This is a genomic window from Clostridium sp. AM42-4 (genome assembly GCF_003480105.1).
Taxonomy (GTDB): Bacteria; Bacillota; Clostridia; order Lachnospirales; family Lachnospiraceae; genus Brotaphodocola.
The window spans coordinates 60,138-84,375 of sequence record NZ_QUIK01000001.1 but is presented as its reverse complement, the minus strand read 5'-3'; the positions used below and the strand labels follow the sequence as shown (position 1 = coordinate 84,375).

The 24,238-nt window shown below is 51.0% G+C and carries 22 protein-coding genes; 20 read left to right on the top strand and 2 right to left on the bottom strand.

All coding sequences use genetic code 11. The annotated features are described in order from the left end of the window. Positions 1 to 41: 41 nt before the first annotated feature. Complete coding sequence (locus DW922_RS00420; protein ID WP_118725450.1) at positions 42 to 1,367, bottom strand: acyltransferase; 1,326 nt, start codon at positions 1,365 to 1,367, stop codon at positions 42 to 44. A 135-nt stretch (positions 1,368 to 1,502) separates the two neighbouring features. Beyond that, the gene (locus DW922_RS00415) at positions 1,503 to 3,161 is read right to left on the bottom strand and encodes a L,D-transpeptidase (protein ID WP_118725449.1); all 1,659 of its coding nucleotides are present in this window, start codon (positions 3,159 to 3,161) and stop codon (positions 1,503 to 1,505) included. A gap of 208 nt (positions 3,162 to 3,369) precedes the next feature. Between DW922_RS00415 and DW922_RS00410 the strand changes: the two genes are divergently transcribed. From DW922_RS00410 to DW922_RS00310, 20 genes are all read left to right on the top strand, one after another. After that, positions 3,370 to 4,428: a glycosyltransferase gene (locus DW922_RS00410; protein WP_347560237.1), complete on the top strand. Its 1,059-nt coding sequence runs from the start codon at positions 3,370 to 3,372 to the stop codon at positions 4,426 to 4,428. Positions 4,429 to 4,524: 96 nt separating this feature from the next. Beyond that, positions 4,525 to 5,979 carry a lipopolysaccharide biosynthesis protein gene (locus tag DW922_RS00405; protein ID WP_118725448.1) on the top strand — a complete coding sequence of 485 codons (1,455 nt, stop codon included), beginning with the start codon at positions 4,525 to 4,527 and terminating at the stop codon, positions 5,977 to 5,979. Between the two features lie 92 nt (positions 5,980 to 6,071). Then, positions 6,072 to 7,271, top strand: coding sequence for an ATP-grasp domain-containing protein (locus DW922_RS00400; protein WP_118718268.1), 1,200 nt, complete (start codon positions 6,072 to 6,074; stop codon positions 7,269 to 7,271). Further along, complete coding sequence (locus DW922_RS00395; RefSeq protein ID WP_118725447.1) at positions 7,268 to 8,392, top strand: DegT/DnrJ/EryC1/StrS family aminotransferase; 1,125 nt, start codon at positions 7,268 to 7,270, stop codon at positions 8,390 to 8,392. Before DW922_RS00400 ends, DW922_RS00395 begins: the two co-directional genes overlap by 4 nt. Further along, positions 8,389 to 9,102 (top strand): glycosyltransferase family 2 protein, encoded by a 714-nt coding sequence (locus DW922_RS00390; protein ID WP_118725446.1) that lies wholly within the window; start codon positions 8,389 to 8,391, stop codon positions 9,100 to 9,102. The genes DW922_RS00395 and DW922_RS00390 overlap by 4 nt, the downstream gene beginning before the upstream one ends. A 2-nt stretch (positions 9,103 to 9,104) precedes the next feature. Beyond that, on the top strand, positions 9,105 to 10,403 hold the full coding sequence (locus tag DW922_RS00385) for a lipopolysaccharide biosynthesis protein (protein WP_118725445.1): 1,299 nt from the start codon (positions 9,105 to 9,107) through the stop codon (positions 10,401 to 10,403). Next, positions 10,393 to 11,337, top strand: a complete 945-nt coding sequence (locus tag DW922_RS00380) for a glycosyltransferase family 2 protein (RefSeq protein WP_118718265.1) — start codon at positions 10,393 to 10,395, stop codon at positions 11,335 to 11,337. The genes DW922_RS00385 and DW922_RS00380 overlap by 11 nt, the downstream gene beginning before the upstream one ends. Further along, a complete protein-coding gene (locus DW922_RS00375) occupies positions 11,334 to 11,684 on the top strand; it encodes a DUF2304 domain-containing protein (protein ID WP_118541385.1) in 351 nt (116 codons plus the stop codon). Before DW922_RS00380 ends, DW922_RS00375 begins: the two co-directional genes overlap by 4 nt. Continuing rightward, positions 11,665 to 13,323, top strand: coding sequence for a DUF2142 domain-containing protein (locus DW922_RS00370; protein ID WP_243031950.1), 1,659 nt, complete (start codon positions 11,665 to 11,667; stop codon positions 13,321 to 13,323). Before DW922_RS00375 ends, DW922_RS00370 begins: the two co-directional genes overlap by 20 nt. A gap of 35 nt (positions 13,324 to 13,358) precedes the next feature. Further along, positions 13,359 to 13,922, top strand: a complete 564-nt coding sequence (rfbC, locus tag DW922_RS00365) for a dTDP-4-dehydrorhamnose 3,5-epimerase (protein WP_118541387.1) — start codon at positions 13,359 to 13,361, stop codon at positions 13,920 to 13,922. Positions 13,923 to 13,928: 6 nt separating this feature from the next. After that, positions 13,929 to 14,741, top strand: coding sequence for an ABC transporter permease (locus DW922_RS00360; protein ID WP_118725444.1), 813 nt, complete (start codon positions 13,929 to 13,931; stop codon positions 14,739 to 14,741). Positions 14,742 to 14,824: 83 nt separating this feature from the next. After that, positions 14,825 to 15,859, top strand: a complete 1,035-nt coding sequence (locus DW922_RS00355; protein ID WP_118725443.1) for an acyltransferase — start codon at positions 14,825 to 14,827, stop codon at positions 15,857 to 15,859. Positions 15,860 to 15,976: 117 nt separating this feature from the next. Next, a complete protein-coding gene (locus DW922_RS00350) occupies positions 15,977 to 16,585 on the top strand; it encodes an HAD family phosphatase (RefSeq protein ID WP_118541393.1) in 609 nt (202 codons plus the stop codon). Next, positions 16,582 to 17,919 carry a M18 family aminopeptidase gene (locus DW922_RS00345; protein WP_118725442.1) on the top strand — a complete coding sequence of 446 codons (1,338 nt, stop codon included), beginning with the start codon at positions 16,582 to 16,584 and terminating at the stop codon, positions 17,917 to 17,919. The genes DW922_RS00350 and DW922_RS00345 overlap by 4 nt, the downstream gene beginning before the upstream one ends. A 142-nt stretch (positions 17,920 to 18,061) precedes the next feature. After that, the gene (gene gltX / locus DW922_RS00340; protein ID WP_118725441.1) at positions 18,062 to 19,522 is read left to right on the top strand and encodes a glutamate--tRNA ligase; all 1,461 of its coding nucleotides are present in this window, start codon (positions 18,062 to 18,064) and stop codon (positions 19,520 to 19,522) included. A gap of 81 nt (positions 19,523 to 19,603) precedes the next feature. Next, positions 19,604 to 21,532 carry an ATP-dependent helicase gene (locus tag DW922_RS00335; RefSeq protein WP_118725440.1) on the top strand — a complete coding sequence of 643 codons (1,929 nt, stop codon included), beginning with the start codon at positions 19,604 to 19,606 and terminating at the stop codon, positions 21,530 to 21,532. Then, positions 21,519 to 22,055, top strand: coding sequence for a cob(I)yrinic acid a,c-diamide adenosyltransferase (locus tag DW922_RS00330; RefSeq protein WP_118725439.1), 537 nt, complete (start codon positions 21,519 to 21,521; stop codon positions 22,053 to 22,055). Before DW922_RS00335 ends, DW922_RS00330 begins: the two co-directional genes overlap by 14 nt. 475 nt (positions 22,056 to 22,530) lie before the next feature. Then, positions 22,531 to 22,860, top strand: a complete 330-nt coding sequence (locus DW922_RS00320; RefSeq protein ID WP_118541399.1) for a DUF1292 domain-containing protein — start codon at positions 22,531 to 22,533, stop codon at positions 22,858 to 22,860. A 235-nt stretch (positions 22,861 to 23,095) separates the two neighbouring features. Then, positions 23,096 to 23,686, top strand: a complete 591-nt coding sequence (locus DW922_RS00315; protein ID WP_118725438.1) for a hypothetical protein — start codon at positions 23,096 to 23,098, stop codon at positions 23,684 to 23,686. A gap of 21 nt (positions 23,687 to 23,707) precedes the next feature. Beyond that, positions 23,708 to 24,100, top strand: coding sequence for a hypothetical protein (locus DW922_RS00310; RefSeq protein WP_118725437.1), 393 nt, complete (start codon positions 23,708 to 23,710; stop codon positions 24,098 to 24,100). Positions 24,101 to 24,238 lie beyond the last annotated feature (138 nt).

The window sequence follows — 24,238 nt, the reverse complement described above, 5'->3', positions numbered from 1 at the left end:
CGAAAGGCAACTCACACGGCCCTTGTCATATACTTAAATTGTTATTTCTGATATATACGCTGGATGTGTTTGACCATCCACTCGTAGCAAGCGCGGATCGTATACACCACCGTCTGGTCGATGAGGAACCCATACGCAAAGGAAGCAAGGATGACGAAAATGACGGTTCCTGCGAAAACCAGAGGCTGCTTCCAGGTGATGTCCAGGTTCAGGGTGTAGATGACGATATGGTAGAGTACCCACCAGTGCAGCAACAGGATCGTGAAACTGTGTTTTCCGAACATCATGACCAGGGAATCCCAGAAATGTTTTCGTTCCGGCTTTTTGTGCAGGGCGAGGGCGAAGATGCCGCAGGCCATGAAAATGGAAAGCGGAGCCATGTGGACATAGTAGTTGACATAAGCCTGCCAGTACACATAAGGGTTCACGGACAGGACCACTTTCAAAAAGGACAGCAGGGCAGCAATCCAGATCCAACGGTCGTAAGTCCGTGTCTCCGGGCGGGATACCCAGTAGCCGATCATGGCGATGCCGATCCACTGGGCGAAAAAGGGCAGCAGGTCCGCGGTCATGGTGGTGTAGGTCCGAAGAAAGGAACACAGCAGGATGAGACCGGATAAAGCAGTAAGGGTGCGGTAGGTCATGGATTCAAACATGTAGCGGAGAAAGGGTACTGCTATATAGATGGAGATGGTCATGTAGACCAGCCACAAAAACGGGCAGTCTTCCTGGATGGAACCGGTCAGGATCCGGTAAAAGGCATCTTTGACGGTGGCTGCGCACACCGGATGCAGTCTTCCGTTCTGCCATATATAAAAGAAAAAGTAAATGATAGATGTGAGCACGACTTTGGAGAAGCGCCTTTGGTAGAAGGCTCCGATCCCTTCTTTGGTTCCGCGGCCAAACAGCAGGGCACCGGTCAGCATGAGAAAGCAGGTGTTGCCCAGATAGAAGCAGGTACGAAGGACGGCTGCAGTCTTCAAAAGAAGCGGTGGAACTTCCTGGATCAAGGCGGTAGTTTCTTCATTGATCTCCATGGAAAGCACCGGCAGGGCAATGTCGATGCAGTGGATCATGAGAACGGAGAAAACAGCAAACAGGCGGATATAGTCGAAGCGGATGTCGTAGGACGGGGTGGCGGCGGTAAAGCCGATGGCTGTGCTGACGGATGTTTTTCTGTCTCTCAGATGAAGAAACAGGGAAGAAAGCGCAAGAACCCCAAACGGGAGAACGTGGTTTGGACGGAGAATGCCGTAGGCTTTTTTGTCGCACCAGATCAGAAATACCAGGGCACAGACGGAGAGGATGCCCCAGAAGAGGCATCGGGTGAATTTGGTCTGGAGGCGGAATGTTTTTTTGTCAGTCATAGAAACTCCTTATCAGGCAGATGGGGTACGGAATCGTGTTACTATGCGATACAGCAAAGCCCGGGACAGCCGCGAAGCGGCCGTTCCGGGCTTTTTTAATGCTTATGAATGAATTACGAATGTGCAGCAGTCCAATTACTGATTTTGGAACTTTGCAAGGATGCGAGCAGTTTCTGCATTGATCATATCCTGGGTGACATTCGGATCGGACGGATCCCAAGTCTGCTCGAATGGAATCTCGTATGCGATCGTCGGGCGCTCAAACGGTCCAACAACGGAAGAGTTGTAAACCTGAACGGTGGTTCCCAGTGCACAGTGATCGTAAACCCACTTTGCATCGCCGCTGATCAGGCGGATACAGCCTGCGGAACGGGCGATTCCCATGTTGTTGTAGGTGCTTGCCCATACGGTCATCGGGTTTGCAGCATCGTAGATGATGGAGTGGATCAGGATTGGGAGTCCGGCACCAAGACGGGTTGCATACTGAGTGTAGACATCGTGGATCATGAGTCTCCAGCGATATTTTTCCGGAGTTTTAAAAGTTCCAACCGGAGTATCATCACCTACGGAGGTCAGGAAAGATTTTACCGGGATGATATAACCATTTCCGCCATCCTGTGCGTAGATGGTCATGCAGTTTAATTCTTTGTTGATCTTGATCAGGTACGGACCGTTGCTGCCAAGGAGGGATTCGACATCACTCCACATCTTGCCATCTTCCCCGAAGTAATACTTCAGACCGTCGATGTACTGCCAGCCGGTTACCGGAACGGAGTCCTTGAAGTAGTAGCGGTCATTGCCAAGCCAGCCCCAGCCGGTGTAATTGTCGCCGTTGCCATGGATGTAGCGCATCTGGCCGTCTACATACTGGATGCCGTCTGCGTGGGCGGATACCAGGTGATTAGAGGTATTTAAGCCACTGTCGGTGTTCTTTGCGAAGTAAGCCAGACGGAAGCCGGTTAAATGGAGTCCGGTGTTCATGGTACCAACGGTTTCTCCGTTTTTGCCCCAGCCGGTCTCAGTGCCGTCGCTCAAGGTTGCGCAGTAATAAATGTCGTACTGGTCGTTGACCGGACCTGCGAAGCGGTACTGGATCGCTTCAACCGGATACCAGGCATTGCCGTCAAAGGAGGTCTGCTGACCGCCGACTGCCCATCCGGTCCATCCGGTGGTGGAGTTGTAGGTGCGGTAGCGGACATCGCCGAAAATGTTCTCCAGATAAGTACAGATGGCGGTGAAACCTGCGCTCTCGGTGGAAATCTGCTGGTCATTTAAGAAAGCGCCGGACCAGTTTTTGCTGTCGTTGTATAAGATTGCGGTGGTCAGACGCGGCTGGCGCAGCGGAACAGACAGCGGACTGGTATGATTTGCAGCTGCTTCTGCTTCTGCAGCAGCCTGCTCGGATTCCAGCTGGTTTGCCTGATCCTGGGTCAGGGCGTTGGTCTGGCCGCTTGTGGCATCCTGGGAATTGTCGGCAGCTGCACTGGTTTCCGGTGCGGAGGTCTGCGCTCCGGTCTGGGAAGCTGCCTGTGAGGTGCCGGATGTCTGAGTCTGTGAAGCGGATTCAGAACTGCCGGATCCCGGAGCTTCGGTGGAAAAAGTATGACCGCCGGATGTGTTTTCCGGGGAAGCTGCAGTGCTTCCCGGACCGGACACCTCGGTCTTTTTAGTAGTGTCAATTACGCCGCTTGTCGCTGCTGTGGCATCTGTTTCCGCGAAGGCGCTGGTAACAGATCCGGCCATCATCATGCCGGCCACAAGCAGGGCAAGTCCTGCTTTTGTATGTTTACGCATGGAAAAAACCTCCTGAAAATAATAAATATTACCATTCATTGTTAATCTATCATAAAAGAGGTAAAAAGACCATATCTGATTTACAATTTATCGGCAATCATGTAAAATAAAAGAGATTGGCAATAAAATCGTAACAAAATTGTCATAGAAATGGAAAACCGTGGAAATCCGGGGCGGGAAAATGGAAAAGCAAGAGGAAAGAAAAGCAATGGAACAGAGTGTAGAAATGGGCAGAAAGGATATCATACAGAAACAGGATCCTGAAAAGACAGAGAAACATAATTCTGGAAAGATGGAAAGAGGTCAGGATATCATGGTCAGCATCTGCTGCATCACATACAATCAGGCCGCTTATATCCGCGATGCGCTGGAGGGCTTTGTAAACCAGGAAACTGATTTTCCTTATGAAGTCCTGATCCATGACGATGCCTCGACCGATGGCACTGCCCAGATCATTCAGGAATATGCAGACCGGTATCCGGAACGGATCTTTCCAATCTTACAGACGGAAAACCAGTATTCCAAAGGACTGACCAATGTCAGCGGCACTTTTAATTTCCCACGGGCCCGGGGCAGATACATTGCCATGTGCGAGGGCGATGATTACTGGACCGACACAAAAAAGCTGCAAAAGCAGGTGGATTATCTGGAGGCAAATCCAGGCTGCTCGCTCTGTTTTCACAGTGCAAAGGTAGAAGTGCAGGGAAAGGCGTTGACAGAGCATGACATGCGGCCTTACAAAGGAAGCCGCATGATCTCGCCGGAGGAGATCATCGACAAGACATCCGGCTATCCGACCGCTTCGTTGATGTTTTACCGGGAGATGGTCGACGCACTGCCGGACTTTTACAACCATGCACCGATTGCGGATATCCCGCTGCAGCTTCTTGCGGCAAACCGTGGCTGGGCGTGGTATATGGATGAGCCCATGTGCGTTTACCGGCTGGGCGGTGCCGCTTCCTGGACCACGCTCATGAAGCAGGGCAACTACGAGAAAAAGCAGCAGGATTACGCAGCTGCCATGACAGAGATGTACCGCGGGTTCGATGCATTTAGCGGCGGCCGGTTCCACAATACGGTGGAGCATGCCATAAAACGGCTCATTTTCCTGACGCAGGTAAATACAAAGCATTTTGATACGGTGTTAAATAAGGAAAACCGGGAATTTTACCGGGAATTAAATGCAAGGACACGGTTCTTTATCCGGTTTGAAACTTCAGCACCAAAGTTATATGCGTGGCTGCAGCAGCAGTTCCACAGGGGATGATCTGGAAACAGTGAGAATTTTGATGCAGTTTTCGAACATCCAGATTGTACAAGAGGTGCATCAGGTATTTGGAAATAAGAGAAAGAGATTTAATTTATGAACGAAACAGGAATGAAGAATAAGGTGGCAAGCGGACTGTTCTGGAAGCTTCTGGAAAATGGAGGTGCCCAGGGCATTCAGTTTGTGATCGCGATTCTCTTAGCGCGGCTTCTGACTCCGGCGGAGTACGGAGTTGTGGGGATCATCATGATCTTTATCACCATTGCAAATGTATTTGTCCAGAGCGGTTTCTCCACGGCTCTGGTGCAGAAAAAGCAGGCTGACGAGGTGGATTTCTCATCGGTCTGCTATTTTGAACTTGCGGCATCCGTACTTTTTTATCTGTTGCTGTATCTGGCGGCACCGGCGATTGCGCAGTTTTATGGCATTTCGGTATTAAAGTCTATTGTGCGGGTGCTTGGCATCGTGCTGTTTCCGGGTGCGGTCATCTCGGTGCAGACGGCGTATGTGTCCCGGAACATGGAGTTTCGCGGCTTATTCTTTTCGACACTGGCGGCTTCGGCCATTTCCGGTGTGATCAGTATTGTGATGGCGCTCCGTGGACTTGGCGTGTGGGCCATGGTGGGACAGCAGATCAGCTATTACATCAGCCTGATGATCGTGCTGTTTCTGACGGTTTCCTGGAAGCCGGGGCTCTTTTTTGCTTTCGACCGGATCCGGACGATGTTTGCGTTTGGCTGGAAGCTTCTCTGTGCTTCCCTTCTGGACACGGTATTTAATAATCTGTATGGACTTTTGATCGGAAAGATATATAATGAAGAGTTGTTGGGCAGCTACAACCGGGGAGAGCAGTTTCCAAAGCTGATCGCCACCAATCTGGGTGCGGCGATCCAGGCGGTCCTGCTTCCGGCGTTTTCTGCCAGTCAGGACGATACCGATAAGGTGCGGGAGATGGTGCGCCGGGCGATCCGCTTAAGCTCCTTTGCGGTCATCCCGATGCTGATGGGGCTTTTCGCCGTGGCGGACACTCTGGTCTTAGCACTTCTTGGAGAAAAATGGCTGATCTGTGTGCCGTTTCTCCGAATCATGTGCGTTTCTTACTGCTTCTGGCCGATCCATATCACGAATCTGCAGGCCATCAATGCAGTGGGGCGCAGCGATATCTTTTTAAAACTGGAGCTGGTGAAGAAGGCACTCAGCCTTCTGGCACTGGTGATCGGCATGCAGTTCAATGTGTTTATCATGGTGTGCATCAAAGCCTTTCAGGATTTTGTGTGTACCTTTGTCAATGCGGCACCGAATAAGAAGCTGCTTGGATACGACATCGCCCATCAGTGGATGGATGTAGCTCCGCCGGCGGTGCTGTCGGTTGTGATGTGCGCGGCAGTTATGGCATTTGGCGCATGGCTTCCGGACATGTCAGTATGGCTGAAACTGGGACTGCAGATTATCTGCGGTGCGGTTGTTTATATTGTGCTGGCTGCTGCCTTCCGTCTGGAGAGTTTTTGCTTTTTGATGGGAATGGTAAAAGAGAAGCTGCGCAATGTGTAAAGAACGAGAAGAAAAAGCTGCCAGGTACGCACAGCGGGTAAACCGCAGCAGGAAAACGCTGGGCAGTCCGGCACTCGAGGAGAAATAAAGTTATGAAAAAAACAGTGATCATTACGGCAATCGGTTCCTTTTCCGCGCAGGCGTCTATTTCGGCCTGCCATGCGGCGGGAATGCGCGTTGTTGGATGTGATATTTACCCGGCTGAGTGGGTGGTCAATTCGCAGGATGTAGATGTGTTTTATAAAGCGCCTTACGCGACAGACCGCGGAAACTACCGGAATTTTTTAAAGGAGCTTTGTAAAAAGGAGCAGGCAGATGTGCTGATCCCCCTCACGGATGTAGAAATTGATGTGCTCCAGGAGTGGAGAACAGAATTTTCGGAAGATTTTAAAGAATTAGGCGCAGAAGTGTGGATTTCCGATGTTGACGCGATCCGTTTATGCCGGAATAAGGAAAAGATGGAAACATTTTTACGGGAGCGGAAGCTTTGCCGGACCATTCCAGGCGTGCGGTTGCCGGAACTGGAAGCATTATTGGAGCGTGGTGGTCTGCCGGCAGAATCTTGGAAGAACGAAAATGAACAACGGGTTTCCGGCTTTGCAGCCTTACGTTTTCCTCTGGTTGCAAAGCCGTTTGACGGCCGCAGCAGTCAGGGACTGAAAATCCTGGAATCCGAGTCGGATCTTCGTTTTCTGTTAAATAGCTGTAGCGAAGAGCGAAAGCAGCAGTATCTGGTGCAGCCGAAGATTGGCGGAACTGTCATCACCGTGGATGTGGTGCGGAATCCGGAAACAAAGCAGACCTTCTGTCTGCCAAGACGGGAGCTTCTGCGTACCTTAAATGGCGCGGGAACTTCTGTCTGTGTATTTCGCAGTGAGCTGTTAGAGCAGCAGTGCCGGGATATTGCCGAAGCGGTTGGAATCCGTGGCTGTGTAAATATGGAATTTATTGAGGCAGACAGGGATGCAGGGGAGTATTATTTTCTGGAATGCAACCCGCGGTTTGCAGGCGGCGTGGCATTTTCCGGGGCGGCGGGCTACGATATGGTGAAAAATCATATCCGCTGCTTTACGGGAGAAAAGCTGGAAGAAATAGCTGTGACCGGGGAACAGTATATTGCGAGACGGTATGCAGAATATAGAATGGATCGTGCAGACCGGGCGGCTGGAGAAGACCAGGGAACCAGCGCATGCCAGATGAATGGAGAAAACCAGGAAACCAACGCTGACTGGGTACATGGAGAAAGCCAGGAAACCAGTGCAGTTCAGGGAAAGGAAGACGAAAACAGATGATAAAACGATACGAAGAGCCGGTTATGGTGACACGTTCCTCACTGCCGCCGCTGGAAGAATATGTGGAGATGTTAAAACCCATCTGGGACAGCGCCTGGCTGACCAACATGGGGGAATACCACGAAACCTTAAAGGAAAAACTGAAAACCTATCTAAAGACACCGAATCTGGAACTGTTTGTGAACGGCCATATGGCGCTGGAACTGACGCTGCAGGCCATGAAGCTGACCGGGGAGGTCATTACCACGCCGTTCAGCTTTGCCTCCACGACCCACGCCATTGTGCGCAATGGTCTGACTCCGGTCTTCTGCGATATCAATGAAGAGGATTATACTATCGATGTGGACAAACTGGAGAGCCTGATCACGGAAAAAACTTCCGCGATCGTTCCGGTCCATGTATACGGAAATCCCTGCGATGTGAAACGCATTCAGAAGATTGCGGACCGCCATGGTCTGAAGGTCATTTACGATGCGGCACATACCTTTGGCGAGACGATCGACGGAGCCGGGATCGGTCAGTTTGGCGATGCATCCATGTTCAGTTTCCATGCGACGAAGGTGTTCCACAGCATCGAGGGTGGTGCGGTCGCATTTCAGGATCCGGAATTAAAGGATCTGTTATACCAGCTGAAAAACTTCGGAATCACTGGCTATGAGCAGGTAGAATATGTGGGTGCAAACGGAAAGATGAACGAGTTCCAGGCTGCGATGGGTCTTTGCAACCTGCGCCATGTAGATGCGGATATTGAAAAGCGGAAAAGACTGACGGAGCGTTACCGCGAACGGCTTGGCGGCGTGCAGGGTATCCGCCTGTGCAAAGAAAAAGAAGGGGTGCGCTATAATTATGCTTACATGCCGGTTGTATTTGAAGGCTACGGAGCAGACCGGGACGAGATTTTTGATGCACTGAAGGAGTACAATATCTATGCACGGAAATATTTTTACCCGTGCATCAATGACTATGCCTGCTACCGGGACCAGTTTTCTTCGGATGACACACCGGTGGCAAAGCGGATCGCGTCGGAGGTTCTGACCCTGCCGTTATACCCGGATCTTTCCCTCGAAACGGTGGATGAGATCTGTGATATCATACTGAAATGTGGAGAAAAGAAACAATGAACAAGGTGCTGATCGTAATTCCCGCCTACAACGAAGAAGCGAATATTGAGATGGTTGTGCGGGAACTGGAGGAAGGCTATCCGCAGTTTGATTATCTGGTGGTCAACGATGGCTCCAGGGACCGGACTGCGGCAATCTGCCGGGAACATGGCTTTAACCTGCTGGATCTTCCGGTCAATCTGGGACTGGCGGGCTGTTTTCAGGCAGGCATGAAATATGCCTATTACAAGGGCTACGAATATGCGATCCAGTTTGACGGAGACGGACAGCACCGTCCGGAATTCATCGAATCCATGCAGAAAAAGATGGAAGAAGGATACGAGATCGTCATTGGAAGCCGGTTTGTAAACGGGAAGAAGGACTGGTCCATGCGTATGGTGGGAAGCCGTCTGATTGAGGCGGCCATCCGACTGACCACAGGCGTGACCGTGGCAGATCCGACATCCGGCATGCGGATGTTCAACTGGGAGATGATCCGGGAATTTGCGTTGAATTTAAATTACGGACCGGAGCCGGACACCGTGTCTTACCTGCTCAAGCAGGGGGCAAAGGTGGCTGAAGTGCCGGTGCATATCGCAGAGCGTGCCGGTGGTGAGAGCTACTTAAAGCCGATGGTGGCGGTGCGTTATATGGCGCGGATGCTGCTCTCGATTTTGCTGATCCAGAATTTCCGGAGCAAAAAGCTGGTAAACGGAAAAGGGAGAAAATAATCATGAAACACTGGACGCACCTTCTCATGAAAACAAGGCTGAGCCTGGAAAAAGAAAATATGATCTGGAACATGACCGGAAGCTTCTTCTATGCCTTTGCCAGTATGGTACTTTCTTTTCTGGTGCTGCGCATAGCCGGAGAAGAGCAGGGCGGGATTTTTTCCTTTGGGTTCAGCACGGTCGGGCAGCAGATGTTTCTGCTGGCGTATTTTGGCATCCGGCCGTTTCACATTACGGACGGGGCGAACCAGTACCGGTTTGGGGATTATCTCCATCACCGGTATGGGACCTGTTTTCTGGCGCTGCTTCTGGGGGCCGGATATCTGGCTGTGACCGGGTATTCCTGGCAGAAGGTCCAGATCATTTTTCTGCTGATCGCTTATAAGGTGATCGATGGTTTTGCCGATGTGTACGAATCGGAATTCCAGCGGCAGGGATGTCTGTACCTGACCGGACGTTCCAATACATTCCGTACCATTCTCTCGGTCGGAGTCTTCCTGGTAACGTTATGTTCCGGGGCAGGACTTTTTGCAGCCTGCGTGGCTGCGGTGCTGGGACAGATCGCGGGTGTTGTTTTGTTTGACATTGTAGTGTTAAAAGAACTGCCCAAGGTGGATTATAACTGGAACGGAACACAGGCAAGGGCGCTGACCGCATCGGCCATTCTTTTGTTTGTGTCGGTGTTTCTGGATTTTTATATTTTTTCTGCAGCGAAGTATGCCATCGATGCCCACCTGGGCGATGCAGCCAGCGGCTATTTCAATGTGATCTTTATGCCGACCTCGGTTATCAATCTGGCGGCAGGTTTTGTGATCCGCCCATATCTGACCTATTTAACGGACTGCTGGAATGCGCACCGTTTTTCAGATTTTTCGAAAAAGCTGCTCACGATCATGGCAGTGATCGGTGGTCTGACGGTTCTGGCGGTCGGCGGGACCGTGGTGCTTGGAAAGCCGGTGCTTGTGCTTCTGGAATGGCTGCTTGGTGCGGCATACAGCGGAAAGCTGACAGCACTCTGGCCCGCCTTTGTCATGATCGTGCTGGGCGGCGGTTTTTATGCAGTTTTAAATCTTTATTATTATGCGCTGGTCATTTTGCGGAAGCAGAAGCTGATCTTTGGCATTTATGTGGTGCTCACGGTACTGGCGGCAGTCCTGGCTCCGAAAATGACGGTGGCATTTGGGATTCTGGGCGCGGCAGCAGCCTATCTGGTGCTGATGGTCATCATGGCAGCCGGATTTGTGGGTGGCGCCTGGATCGAAATCAAGAGGGAAATGAAGGAGGAGCGTCATGACGGTTGATGTATTGATCCCGGTGTACAAGCCGGACCGGCGGTTTGCCAGACTGCTTCAGATGCTGAAAAAGCAGACGGTAGTGCCAGACCGGATCATTATCATGAATACAGAAAAAGCGTACTGGAATGCGGACGGATACCGGGATATCCCTGGAATGGAAGTCCATCATCTGACAAAAGAAGAGTTTGACCACGGCGGTACCCGCAATCTGGCGGCGTGGTACTCGGAATCGGACATCATGATCTTTATGACCGATGACGCAGTTCCGCAGGATGAATACCTGATCGAGAACCTGTTAAAGGGACTGGAGCAGAAGGGACCGGATGGCGAAGCGGTGGCAGTGGCTTACGCAAGACAGCTTCCGGCAAAGGACTGCCGCACGATCGAGCGCTATACCCGTGCATTCAACTATCCGGATACGCCGATGGTAAAGACGAAAAAAGATGTCAGTACCATGGGGATCAAGACCTACTTTGCTTCCAATGTGTGCTGTGCGTACCGCAAGGACATTTTCCGCAAGCTGGAGGGCTTTGTGAACAGCACCATCTTTAATGAGGACATGATCTACGCGGCAGCGGCTATGGATGCCGGTTACGCGGTGGCTTATGTGCCGGAGGCCAAGGTAGTCCACTCGCACAATCTGACGCCGATGCAGCAGTTCCACCGCAATTTTGATCTGGCGGTATCCCAGGCGGAGCATCCGGAGGTGTTCGCGGATCTGAAGTCAGAGGGAGAGGGAATCCGCCTCGTGAAACAGACGGCAAAGTACCTGTTGCTGCACTTTAAGGGTTTTCTGATCCCGGAGCTGGTTGTCAGCAGCGGCTGCAAATATCTCGGCTACAAGCTGGGACGAAACTATGAAAAACTTCCGAAAAAGATGATCCTCTGGTGCAGCATGAGCCCGCTATACTGGGAAAAGAAATGGAGGAGAAAAGCATGATGACCACAACCCTGCGCATTGCACTGATCCTGGTGTCTCTTGGCACCTTTTCCATGATCATGCGCAAGATCCGCCAGTCCCGGATGCAGATCGAGAGCGCGATCTTCTGGATTGTGTTAGCCCTGGTGCTGGTGGTGTACAGTGTATTTCCGAAGGTGGCCGATGCCTGCGCCAGCCTGCTTGGAATCTACGCCACAACGAATTTTCTGTTTTTGTTCGCGATCTTTGTGCTGATCTTAAAGGTCTTTTTTATGAGTATCCACATCTCACAGCTGGAGAGTAAGATCAAAGAGCTGGTCCAGGCCATGGCACTTGAGGAGAAAAAGTATGAAGAAGAAAAACGCTAGTCTGATCGCCGGCATTTTGTGCCTTGCGGCTGCAGCTGCCTGGCACAGTCTGGATGTTAAGACCGGGATTCAGGCGACCGGTGCTTCCTGGCAGATGGGACAGTATCTGCTGTTGTCGGCTCTGGTGGCAGCGCTTGCTGCCGTGTGTGGATATTTCCTGTTGGAAAAGAACATTCCATGGTCATTTCCGAAGCTGGCGGTGCTCATGGCAGGAGGCCTTGGCGTGCTGTATCTCTTTGTGCTGCCGCCGCTTTCGGCGCCGGACGAGATCAGCCATTATGTCAGTGCTTACCGCCTATCCTCCCAGCTGATTGGACAGCCACAGCGCGACCGCTACGGTCGGGTGCTTTTACGGGCGCAGGATGCCTGGGTGGAGGATCTGGACGGGGATTTTATCTACGAACCCGATGAAGATGGAAACCTTCAGGTGACGGAGGAGAGCCACGAACAGGCGGTGAAGCTGGGCGAGACTCTGGATGAGTCCACCTATGAGTTATTTCATGCATTAGGAATCAATGGTCAGTACGCTCCGGAGCGGACTGCTGAAATTCAGGCACATGGTGCTTACGTGAGTTCCACCTACCCGCCGGTCACGACTACGCCGCTTGCCTATGTGCCCCAGGCGATCGGCATCAGCGCGGCAAGGCTTCTGGGGCTGAATACGGTCTGCCTTTTGTACTTTGGACGGTTGTGCAACCTGCTCTTTTTTATAGGAATGCTTTATTTGGCGGTGAAGCGGATCCCGTTTGGGAAAGAAGTGCTTCTGGGCGTGGCACTTCTGCCGATGACGCTGCATCTTGCGGCTTCGTTCTCTTATGATGTCATGATCCTCGGCTGCATGTTCCTTTTAACAGCTGTCTGTCTGGACCTGGCTTTTGAAGCGGAACGGGTCCGCATCCGGGATGTGGTGCTGTTAGCAGTTCTGGCGGCGGTGGCAGGTCCGTGCAAGATGGTCTACGCGCCGATGCTTGGCCTGTGCCTGCTGGTTCCGGTCCGCAAATTTGGCGGTGCAAGAAACTGGTTTGTCAGTGCGTTTGTCGTGGCGGGTGCGTGGGCTGTGTCCATGTATCTGGTTAATAGCCAGGTCATCACCACTTACGCGACGGAGGCTGACAGCTATGTGGCTTGGGCAGAAGAAGCCGGTTTCAGCATGAACCTTCTCATCCATAATCCAGTGCTTCTGGTGCGGATGTTTTACCAGACCCTGGTGTGGAATGCGAAAGACATGCATATCACCATGATCGGAGGATGGCTTGGAAATCTGGACCAGGTGCTGGATGTGCCGTATCTGGTTGTGTGGATCCTTACATTATGTCTGATCGGTCTGGCACTGAAGATTCCGGCCGAGCAGATCCGCATGAATCTGCGCCAGCGGTTCTGGGTGGGAGTTCTTGCAGCGGCCTGCGCGGGGCTTACCATGCTGTCCATGCTGATCGCGTGGACACCGCTCAGCTCCCGGGTGATCCTGGGCGTGCAGGGCCGGTATTTCCTGCCATTTCTGCCGGTGCTTCTGCTGGCTTTTAAAAATCATACGGTAGTTTTGACAAAGGATAAAAACCGTAGTATATTGTATCTGATGTGCTGTCTGAACGGTTATGCGCTGGTGCGTCTGTTCAGCATTGTGTGCATCCGTTTGTAAAACCTTAGAGAAATGAAAAGTGAGGAACAAGAATAATGGGAAAGATCAAAGTAACATCCTGTGATATCGAGGGACTTTATGTGATCGAGCCGACCGTATTTAAGGATGAGCGCGGCTATTTTGTAGAAACTTACAACCAGAATGACTTCAAGGAAGCCGGACTGAACATGGTATTTGTACAGGACAACCAGTCCATGTCCGTGAAGGGTGTACTGCGCGGCCTGCATTTCCAGAAACAGTATCCGCAGGGCAAGCTGGTGCGTGCCATCCGTGGTGCCGTATTCGATGTAGCAGTAGACCTGCGTGCAAACTCCAAAACCTACGGAAAGTGGTTTGGCGTGGAGCTGACTGCTGAGAACAAAAAGCAGTTCTACATCCCGGAGGGCTTTGCACACGGCTTCTTAGTGCTGTCCGATGAGGCAGAGTTCGCCTACAAGTGCACCGATTTCTATCATCCGGGCGATGAGGGCGGTCTGGCTTACAACGATCCGGAGATTGGCATTGACTGGCCGTTCGAGGAAGGTGTGGAGCTGATCATCTCTGAGAAAGATAAAAAGTGGAGTGGTCTGAAGGACACCTTCAAATTTAATGAGGAATAAAAATTTATGAATTATGTAATTTCTCTGATGAAAGAAATCGTCAGGAAACGAAAACTCATCTGGGATCTGGCGAAGGCTGATTTCCGAAAGCGCTTTGTCGGTTCGTACTTTGGCATCGTGTGGATGCTGGTGCAGCCGATCGTCACGGTGCTCATCTATTTCTTCATCTTCCAGGTGGGATTTAAGAGTGTGCCGCCGGTTCCGGGAGTGCCGTATGTGCTCTGGCTGATCCCGGGCATTGTGCCGTGGTTTTTCTACAGCGAGGCTTTAAACTGCGTGACAGGGTGTCTGCAGGAATACAGCTATCTGGTGAAGAAGGTTGTGTTCCAGGTTGAGATCCTTCCGATCATCAAGCTGATCTCCTGTATGCTGGTGCATGCCTTTTTCGCAGGGATCATGCTGGTCGTGTTCTTATGCTACGGCAGACTGCCGATGGCAACCTGGATCCAGATCTTGTATTACAGCTTCGCGGCAGCCATGCTGGCCCTGGCATTCGGTTACCTGACCTCTGCGGTCAATGTCTTCTTTAAAGACATGGCGCAGATCGTCAGCATCTGTCTGCAGTTTGGCATGTGGCTGACCCCGATCATGTACCAGGAGACCATGTTTGCGGACAAGGCTCCGTGGTTTGTGACGATCTTAAAGCTGAACCCGTTTTACTATGTGGTTGCCGGATACCGCGACAGTATGCTCACCGGAAACTGGTTCTGGGAGCGGCCGAAGCTCGGCATTTATTTCTGGGCGGTAACGCTTGTTATCGGGCTTTTGGGGCTTCGTGTGTTTAAACGGTTAAGACCACATTTTTCTGACGTATTGTAAGGCTTGAAAAGAAAATGGTTTCTTGCGTTTTAAGCTGGCAGTTCCGGCAAAAAGAAAACGTATGACAGATAAGGGGGAATCATATGACCGAGTTAGAATTTCGCAACAAAGTCACATGGTTCTCTTTTGCGCTCAGTCTCTTAGTAATCTGGGTCCACTCCTACAATGCAGAGCTGTTTCTGGGGTATCAGGCGATGACCGGAACGGTTTATGTGCTGGAGCACCGGATCGGAGACTGGTTTGGGCAGATCGCGGTACCAGGATTTTTTATGATTTCCGGCTACCAGTTTTACCGGGATTTCAGCTGGGAGAAGCTGAAGGGCAAATGGCAGAGGCGCGTAAAAAGCCTGCTTGTGCCGTATATTGTCTGGAATTTTCTTTACTATATCTGCTATGTGGTTGCCAGCCGCGTCCCGGCGCTGTCTGATGTCGTGGGAAAAGGCGTCGTAAAGCTGTCGCTTCAGGCGGCGGTGGAAGCCGTGGTGGCCCACACCTACAACAATGTGTTCTGGTATCTGTACCAGCTCATCTGGCTGGTGGCGTTGGCACCGGTCCTTTATATGCTGCTAAAGCGTGTATGGAGCGGCTGTCTGCTGCTTGCTGCCTGCTGGATTCTGGTACGGTTTAGTCCATCTGGACTTTTGGTAAACCCGGATGCGCTGATCTATTACGGCACGGGTGCCATGCTGTCGCTGCACTGGAAGGCAGTGGCAGAGCAGTGTGAAAGCAGGATGTGCTTTTGGACAGGAATGTTTAGTATGGCAGCAGCGGCGGCTGTCTATTATGTGGGACTCTGGCAGGCGCATATCCCATCCTTTGTTTTGTGCCGTGTTCTGGCGGTGGCGGGATTCTGGCTTGTGCTTCCGGGAAAACATCTCCCGGCGGCGAAGGAGTTTATGAAACACAATTTTTTCCTGTATGCGGTTCACTTTGCCATTGTTCGGCTCATCAACAAGACGGCAGCCCGGATCGGAATCATAGGGACAGCAAACTGGTATGGACCGTTCCTTTTGTTTTTGTTCATGCCGGTTCTGGTGCTTGTGATCAGCAGTGTGACCGGGGCATGGATGCGAAGGTACCTGCCGCGTGTATGGAGGTTGCTGACGGGAGACAGATGAATGGGCAGATAAATGGTTATTTTGGGGAATCCGGGGAAGCTGTCTGCGATTGTCTGTCACCATCACAACCACTGTGAAGTGTGATGGATCTGTGATAAATAAATAGGAGGAGATGCGATGATAAAAAATATTGTATTCGACATGGGGAAAGTTCTGATTTACTACGAATCCATGCGGGCATGCCGCCATTTTATTGAAAATGAGGAAGACCAGAAAGCGGTCTGTACGGCTGTGTTCGATTCCCCGGAATGGATCCTGCTGGATATGGGAGTCATTTCTGAAGAAGAGGGACTCAAAAAAATGTGCGCGAGACTTCCAGAGCGTCTGCATGAAGCGGCGAAGCTGTGTTTTGACAACTGGGAGAAATACTGCATGTGGAAAAATAAAGATATGGAGGCACTGGTGCGGGAACTGAAAGCAAAAGGGTATGGCCTTTATGTCTGCTCCAATGCGTCTGTCCGGCTGCCGTCCTGCTACAAAGAGGTGATCCCGGCTGTCGAATGTTTCGATGGACTGCTCTTTTCTGCCGAGGTGAAATGCTTAAAACCGCAGAAAGAGATGTATGAGCATTTCTTCAACCGCTTCAGATTAAAGCCGGAGGAGTGTTATTTTATCGATGATCTGCCGATGAATATTGAGGGAGCAAAAGCCTGTGGTATGGATGGGCATTGCTTCGCAGATGGCAGCATGGAAAATCTGAGAAAGGATTTAGAGAAGGTATTATGAGTAAAGCAAATTTGAATTTCGAAAAGACCAATGAGGAACTGCTTCAGTTCCTCGACAACAGCCCGAGTGCATTTCACGCAACGGCTAACATGTGTGAGATGTTAAAAGAGGCTGGCTTCACCCGCCTGTATGAAGGAGAAAAATGGAACCTGGAGGCAGGAAATGGTTACTATGTGACCAGAAACGATTCTGCCCTGATCGCATTCAAGATCCCGAAGCAGGATTTTGCAGGCTTCCAGATTATGGCAAGCCACAGTGACTCTCCGGTCTTTAAGATCAAGGCGAATGCGGAGATTGCCGTGGAGAACCAGTATGTGAAGCTGAACGTGGAAAAATACGGCGGCATGATCTGCTCCACCTGGCTGGACCGTCCGCTTTCCGTGGCAGGCCGCGTGATCGTGCGCACTGCTGATGGCATTGCAACAAAGTTAGTTAACGTAGACCGTGACCTGATGATCATCCCAAATCTGGCCATTCACATGAACCGCCAGGTGAACGACGGGTATGCGTTCAATGCCCAGAAGGATATGCTTCCGCTCTTCTGCGAAGCTGCCGAAAAGCAGGTAAAGGGCTGCTTTACTGAGCTGATCGCAAATGAGGCCGGTGTAACGGCAGAGGATATCCTGGATATGGATATGTTTTTATATAACCGCATGAAGGGCACCCTGCTCGGTGCAGACGGCGAGTTTATCGCAAGCCCGCACTTAGATGATCTGCAGTGTGCGTTTGCATCCTTAAAGGGCTTTCTGGCAGCAGAGCCGAAGGACAGCGTAGCCGTTCACTGCGTATACGATAACGAGGAAGTGGGAAGCGGCACCAAACAGGGCGCAGAATCTACGTTCTTAAAAGATGTGTTAAACCGCATCAACACCGGCATGGGCCGCACCCAGGAAGAGTATTTAACTGCACTGGCATCCAGCTTCATGGTATCTGCAGACAATGCGCATGCCATCCATCCGAACCAGCCGGATAAGGCAGATCCGACCAGCCGCCCGTACATGAACCAGGGGATCGTCATCAAATACAGCGCAAACCAGAAGTACTGCACGGATGCAGTTTCAGCAGCCGTATTCAAGACTATCTGCGAGAAGGCAGAGGTTCCGTACCAGGTATTCTTAAACCGTTCCGATATCCTCGGCGGTTCCACTCTGGGCAATATTTCCGGAACCCAGGTTGCATTAAATACCGTAGATATCGGCCTGCCGCAGCTTGCCATGCACTCCAGCTATGAGACCGCTGGAAGCCGCGACACTGCATACCTCATTGAGGCAGCAAAGGTCCTTTATTCCGGAAGCTTTACCGGAAAAGGAGACGGGGCTTACCGTTTAGGTTAAAAAAATTCCATGCACAGGAAATAAATTGCCATTTAGGGCAGAGCGCGTTATAATGGGCGCAAAGATTACTGTCTGCGTGGGAAGTGTAACGCGCAAAAATGGAAAATAAAAATCTTTGAGAAAAACAAAGGAGTTTCATATCATGACAAAGATCAGAACAAGATATGCACCGAGCCCGACCGGCCGCATGCATGTAGGTAACTTAAGAACCGCACTGTACGCATACCTCATCGCCAAGCATGAGGGCGGCGATTTCCTCTTACGTATCGAGGATACCGACCAGGAGCGCTTCGTTGAGGGTGCAACCGAGATCATTTACCGCACTCTGGCTGAGACCGGTCTGGTACACGACGAAGGTCCGGACAAAGACGGCGGCTGCGGTCCGTACGTGCAGAGTGAGCGCCAGAAAGCGGGCATCTACTTAGAGTATGCCAAAAAGCTGGTAGAAAAAGGCGAGGCTTATTACTGCTTCTGCACCCAGGAGCGCTTAAACTCCTTAAAGAAGACCGTAAACGGCGAGGAGATCATGACCTATGACAAGCACTGCCTGCACTTAAGCAAGGAAGAGGTAGAGGCAAATCTGGCAGCAGGCATGCCATATGTCATCCGCCAGAATAACCCGACCGAGGGCACCACAACCTTCCATGACGAGATCTATGGAGACATCACCGTAGACAACTCTGAGTTAGACGATATGGTCCTCATCAAATCCGATGGTTACCCGACCTACAACTTCGCAAACGTGGTAGACGACCATTTAATGGGAATCACCCATGTTGTACGTGGCAACGAGTACCTGTCCTCTTCCCCGAAGTACAACCGTCTGTACGATGCGTTTGGCTGGGAGGTTCCGGTTTATGTACACTGCCCGCTGATCACCGATGAGTTCCACAAAAAGCTTTCCAAGAGAAGCGGCCACTCCTCCTTCGAGGACCTGATCGAGCAGGGCTTTGTATCCGAGGCGGTTGTAAACTATGTGGCACTGCTTGGCTGGTCCCCGACCGACAACCAGGAGATCTTCTCCCTGGAGGAGCTGGTAAAGGCATTTGATTACCACAACATCAGCAAGTCCCCGGCCGTATTCGATATCACAAAATTAAAATGGATGAACGGCGAGTACTTAAAAGCAATGGACGCAGACCGTTTCTACGAGCTGGCAGAGCCGTACTTAAAGGCTGTCATCAAGAAAGATCTCGATTTAAAGAAGATCGCAGGCATGGTAAAGACCCGTATCGAGATTTTCCCGGACATCGAGGCACAGGTAGACTTCTTCCAGGAGCTGCCGGAGTACGATGTGGCTATGTATACCCACAAGAAGATGAAGACTAACTCCGAGAATTCCCTGCAGGTATTAAATGATGTGCTGCCGATTCTGGAAGCACAGGAGGATTTCACCAACGATGCACTTTACGCAGCATTATCTGCTTATGTATCCGAGAAAGGCTACAAGACCGGCTTTGTAATGTGGCCGATCCGTACCGCTGTATCCGGCAAGCAGATGACCCCGGCCGGTGCGACCGAGATCATGGAAGTGCTTGGCAAGGAAGAGTCCCTGGCACGTATCCGCAAGGGCATTGAGATGCTTTCTGCAGTGAACGCATAGGAAGCTGCACATGGAGCTTGTCTGGGATGCTTTTGTGACAGAGAGATTTCAGACGGCCAGACGAAGAAAGGAACCGCATACATGGCGTTTCATGAATCACAGCTGCAGGCCATCCATCACCGGCAGGGTCCGATGATGGTGCTTGCAGGACCGGGATCCGGCAAAACCACGGTCATTACCCACCGGGTGAAATATCTGGTGGAAGAGTGCAGCGTGGAGCCGGGAAGCATCCTGGTCATTACCTTTACAAAGGCCGCTGCACAGGAAATGCGGCAGCGATTTGAGAAGCTGACGGAGGGACGCAGACTCCCCGTCAGCTTCGGTACGTTTCACGCAGTATTTTTTGCGATCTTAAAGCGTGCGTACCGCTACGATGCCTCCAATATCGCGCGGGACGAACAGCGCACCGCCATCATCCGGGAGCTGGTAGACCGCTACCAGATGGAGGTCGAGGACGAGGCAGAGTTCATTTCCCAGATTCTTTCGGAGATCAGCCTGGTAAAAGGCGAGATGATGAATCTGGACTATTATTATTCCAAAAACTGTTCAGAAGAAATGTTCAAGAAGCTGTACCAGGGCTATGAAAAAGCCATGGTCGAGAAAAGCCTTCTGGATTTTGATGATATGCTGGTGCTCTGCTATGAGCTGTTTACCCAGAGAAAAGACATTCTGGAGGCATGGCAGAGAAAGTACCAGTATATCCTGATCGATGAGTTCCAGGACATCAACCGGGTGCAGTATGAGATTGTCCGGATGCTGGCAGCACCGCAGAATAACCTGTTTATCGTGGGTGATGATGACCAGTCCATTTACCGCTTCCGCGGTGCGAAGCCGGAGATCATGCTCGGGTTTGAGAAGGACTATCCCCAGGCAAAACGCGTTCTTTTGGGGATAAACTACCGCTCCACTTCCAATATTGTGGATTACGCCGGCCGTCTGATCCGCCACAATAAAACCCGTTTCGAGAAAGAAATCCGCGCAGCAAGGGGAGCTGGAAGACCGGTCACGACGGTCGGTTTTGCGGATGCCCCGACCGAAACCCGGACCATCGTAAAAGAAATCCAGGATTATGTGCAGATGGGCTACCGCCTGTCGGATATTGCCGTGCTCTACCGTACCAGCATGGAGCCGAGGCTTCTCATGGAACGGTTGATGGAATACAACATTCCATTCCAGATGCGGGATGCACTGCCAAACATTTATGAGCACTGGATCACCCAGGACCTTCTGACCTACATCCGCATCGCGGCAGACCCGCTGGCGGAAAAACACCAGGCAAAGCGTGCCGATGCCCTGCGCATCATCAACCGGCCGAAGCGCTACATCAGCCGGGAAGCGCTGGATGGGCAGATCGTTTCCTGGAACCAGGTCAAATCCTGGTACCGGTCGAAGGACTGGATGGTGGAGCGCATCGAAGATCTGGAATATGACTTAAAGATACTAAAAAAACTGGCGCCGGTGGCTGCAGTCAATTATATCCGCAAAGCCATTGGCTACGACGAATATCTGAAGGATTATGCAGAGTACCGCCGCATGAAGCCGGAAGAACTGCTGGAGCTGGCAGACCAGATCCAGGAGAGCGCATCTGGCTACAAGACTATGGATGCCTGGCTTCTTCATATGGAAGAATACGGCGAACAGCTCAAGCAGCAGGCGCAGAACCGGAAAGCACGGGATCAGGACTGCGTGGCTCTTATGACCATGCACAGCTCAAAAGGGCTGGAGTTTCCGATTGTCTATATCATGGATGCAAACGAGCGGGTAACCCCGCACCACAAAGCTGTCCTGGATGCGGACCTCGAAGAAGAACGGCGCATGTTTTACGTAGCCATGACCCGCGCCAAAGACCGCCTCCATGTGTATTACACAAAAGAGCGGTATGGAAAGCCGCAGGAGCGGTCGAGGTTTATTGATGAATATCTGTATCCGGAAAACACAGCGCCTGGGGAATTTAAACCTGGGCCAGCGCCAAAAGGAATGGCAGGGAGGTACAGTAATGGAGGAAAATAGACAGGGCCTTGTGCACATATACTGTGGTGACGGCAAAGGCAAGACCTCTGCAGCCGTGGGCCTGGCTGTCCGTGCGGCAGGCCGTGGTATGAAAGTTCTGGTGGTGCGTTTCTTAAAAACAGAAAACTCCGGGGAGGTGGAAGTGCTTCGGAGTATTCCAGGCATCACCGTCACACCCTGTGACCGGACCTTTGGCTTTGTGTTCCGCATGAACGAGGAACAGAAGGCAGAAGCCGCAGAGTATTACCAGAAACGTTTTGAGACAGCGGAAAAAGAAGCAGAAAGCGGAAACTATGACCTGCTGATCCTGGACGAGATTCTGGCATCCTGCAATTATGGCATGGTGCAGGAACAGTCTGTACTGGAATTTCTGCATACAAAACCAGCGGGGCTTGAGGTTGTCCTGACCGGACGGGACCCGTCGGAGAAAATGGTGGAGCAGGCGGATTATGTATCGGAGATCCACATGGTAAAACATCCTTACCAAAAGGGAATTTCGGCGAGGAAGGGTATTGAATTTTAAAGGTTATTTAAATACGAAAGACCACAGAATAAAACAAGTAGAATGAAACAGATCTGTATGTTATAATGTCAATGTTACCGCCTCCTATACCGGTACGGAAGGGAGGTGCATAGCTTGGAAGATGCAGTTATTTCTCTTATTATTTCTATTGTGGCAGGTGTGATTAGCCATCTCATCTGCAAATGGCTGGATAGAAATGAATAGTCGGTAATCAGCCTATGGAATACGCCACCATATCAAAACGGAATAGAAAACCCCGAGGATTGCGACTCCTCGGGGTTTTCGTTTTGCATAACTTGGATGCAATTATTTCTCTTAGCCTATCGGCATTATAGCATATGTAAAAAATCTTTGCAAGATACCTGTGAACGAAAAAATATCACCGGAATCCGCAAAACATATTGCCTAAAACATTCCGGTCAGCTATAATGAACTGGCAACGTATTGGCAAGAAAAATCAGCGAGGTACATTTTTATGGCAAAGAACCAGAACGAAGAGATGGATTTAGAGCAGGAGGAGATGACTGTAACCCTCACCTTAGACGATGGCAGTGAAGTAGAGTGTGTTGTGCTCACCATCTTTGAGGCAGGCGACCGTGACTATATCGCACTGCTCCCGACCGAGGGCGCAGAGGCAGAAGAGGGCGAGGTATACTTATACCGTTATGAGGAAGATGAAGACGGTAATCCGAGCCTGGATAACATCGAGGATGACGACGAGTATGAAGTTGTAGCAGATGCTTTCGATGAGCTGCTGGATGACCAGGAGTTCGACGAGATCGTAGGCGAGGATGAACTCGACTAAACATAATAATATCGCACGATAACAAACGAGGGGCGAAAGTTCCCACAGCCGCCATACATGGCGGCTGCGGGAACTTTCGTCCCTTTGATGTTTACTGTGCAATATTGCAATATCGCGAATTGAAAGAAAATCGTCAGATTATTGCAATTCAAATGCGTTGACAAATACCAGTAGAAAAAGGTATCATAAGCTATAGCAATTAGGGTGTTATAACTGGAAAAGGAGATCGATCGTTATGAGAAAAAATATGTTTAAGGTTATGGCGCTGAGCCTGGCTATGGCTACATTATCCAGCACGGCAGCATTTGCAGCAGGCTGGGGCAAAGTTGGCAGTGAGTGGTATTATTACCAGGAGGACGGAACCGTTGCAAGAAATACCTGGATCAATACACTGGTCAGCAACGATGAGTCCGGAGAATTGAGCTACCAGGTTGGCAGCAAGGATTTCGTGACCGAGGAGGGCAAGAGCATTGCCGCTTCCTACTGGGTACAGGGCAATGGTGTTATGGCAACCGGATGCTGGGTAGCGGACGGCGACACCTGGTACCGGGTAGATAACAAGGGCATGATCATGAAAGACCAGGTTTACACCGAGAACAAGGATATGTATTACCTCGATGCCGATGGAAAAATGCTGACCAATGGCTGGTATCAGAACGAGGAAGGCAAGTGGTACTACATGGGTGAGAATGGCAAGGCAGTCAAGAATGGCTGGAAGACCATTGACGATGCAGAGTATTACTTCTTAAAGAGCGGTACCATGGCAACGGACGTGAATATTCCGGGTGGCGGACACGTTGGTGCGGATGGCAAGCGTGACCGTTAAAGAAAGGAAGGATGCAGGAAGATGACAAAGCTCATGAAAAAAACAGCAGTGCTTTGCATGGCAGCAGTGCTGGTATTGTCTTCTGCATTCTGCAGCTTTGCGGAGAACGGCTGGAAACGCAGCGGAAGTGTCTGGAATTATTACTATTCCAACGGGAAGATGGCAAAAAACACCTGGATCAAGAATGGCGATGTGCTCTTCTGGATCGAGGAAGATGGCACCATGGCTACCTCCAAGTGGCATGAACAGGATCATATCTGGTACTATCTGGATGCCAGCGGTGCCGCCGTAACCGGCTGGAAAGAGATTGATGACAAGTGGTATTACTTCCGGGAAGACCATGCCATGGCAACGGATGAGACCATTGGAAGCTATTATGTGGGCAAGGATGGAGCCTGGGACAGCCGCAAGTAACAAAATGTGGGCAAAATGGCGATGCCGTGGATCCGCAAAATCTGAAAAACGTGTTTTGCCATGTTTGGCAGTCGGAAATATCTGAAAAAATACTGGAATCGCCGGAGGGGATATGCCTTCCGGCGATATTTTTTACCT

Bases quoted from the DNA above. Each gene is read 5' to 3' on its own strand.
- DW922_RS00380 (WP_118718265.1), top strand. From the start codon at position 10,393: ATGACGGTTGATGTATTGATCCCGGTGTACAAGCCGGACCGGCGGTTT.
- DW922_RS00370 (WP_243031950.1), top strand. From the start codon at position 11,665: ATGAAGAAGAAAAACGCTAGTCTGATCGCCGGCATTTTGTGCCTTGCG.
- DW922_RS00400 (WP_118718268.1), top strand. From the start codon at position 6,072: ATGAAAAAAACAGTGATCATTACGGCAATCGGTTCCTTTTCCGCGCAG.
- DW922_RS00350 (WP_118541393.1), top strand. From the start codon at position 15,977: ATGATAAAAAATATTGTATTCGACATGGGGAAAGTTCTGATTTACTAC.
- DW922_RS00415 (WP_118725449.1), bottom strand. From the start codon at position 3,161: ATGCGTAAACATACAAAAGCAGGACTTGCCCTGCTTGTGGCCGGCATG.
- DW922_RS00385 (WP_118725445.1), top strand. From the start codon at position 9,105: ATGAAACACTGGACGCACCTTCTCATGAAAACAAGGCTGAGCCTGGAA.
- DW922_RS00345 (WP_118725442.1), top strand. From the start codon at position 16,582: ATGAGTAAAGCAAATTTGAATTTCGAAAAGACCAATGAGGAACTGCTT.
- DW922_RS00310 (WP_118725437.1), top strand. From the start codon at position 23,708: ATGACAAAGCTCATGAAAAAAACAGCAGTGCTTTGCATGGCAGCAGTG.
- DW922_RS00420 (WP_118725450.1), bottom strand. From the start codon at position 1,367: ATGACTGACAAAAAAACATTCCGCCTCCAGACCAAATTCACCCGATGC.
- DW922_RS00360 (WP_118725444.1), top strand. From the start codon at position 13,929: ATGAATTATGTAATTTCTCTGATGAAAGAAATCGTCAGGAAACGAAAA.
- DW922_RS00330 (WP_118725439.1), top strand. From the start codon at position 21,519: ATGGAGGAAAATAGACAGGGCCTTGTGCACATATACTGTGGTGACGGC.
- DW922_RS00355 (WP_118725443.1), top strand. From the start codon at position 14,825: ATGACCGAGTTAGAATTTCGCAACAAAGTCACATGGTTCTCTTTTGCG.
- DW922_RS00315 (WP_118725438.1), top strand. From the start codon at position 23,096: ATGAGAAAAAATATGTTTAAGGTTATGGCGCTGAGCCTGGCTATGGCT.
- DW922_RS00335 (WP_118725440.1), top strand. From the start codon at position 19,604: ATGGCGTTTCATGAATCACAGCTGCAGGCCATCCATCACCGGCAGGGT.
- DW922_RS00405 (WP_118725448.1), top strand. From the start codon at position 4,525: ATGAACGAAACAGGAATGAAGAATAAGGTGGCAAGCGGACTGTTCTGG.
- DW922_RS00410 (WP_347560237.1), top strand. From the start codon at position 3,370: ATGGAACAGAGTGTAGAAATGGGCAGAAAGGATATCATACAGAAACAG.
- DW922_RS00375 (WP_118541385.1), top strand. From the start codon at position 11,334: ATGATGACCACAACCCTGCGCATTGCACTGATCCTGGTGTCTCTTGGC.
- rfbC (WP_118541387.1), top strand. From the start codon at position 13,359: ATGGGAAAGATCAAAGTAACATCCTGTGATATCGAGGGACTTTATGTG.
- DW922_RS00390 (WP_118725446.1), top strand. From the start codon at position 8,389: ATGAACAAGGTGCTGATCGTAATTCCCGCCTACAACGAAGAAGCGAAT.
- DW922_RS00320 (WP_118541399.1), top strand. From the start codon at position 22,531: ATGGCAAAGAACCAGAACGAAGAGATGGATTTAGAGCAGGAGGAGATG.
- DW922_RS00395 (WP_118725447.1), top strand. From the start codon at position 7,268: ATGATAAAACGATACGAAGAGCCGGTTATGGTGACACGTTCCTCACTG.
- gltX (WP_118725441.1), top strand. From the start codon at position 18,062: ATGACAAAGATCAGAACAAGATATGCACCGAGCCCGACCGGCCGCATG.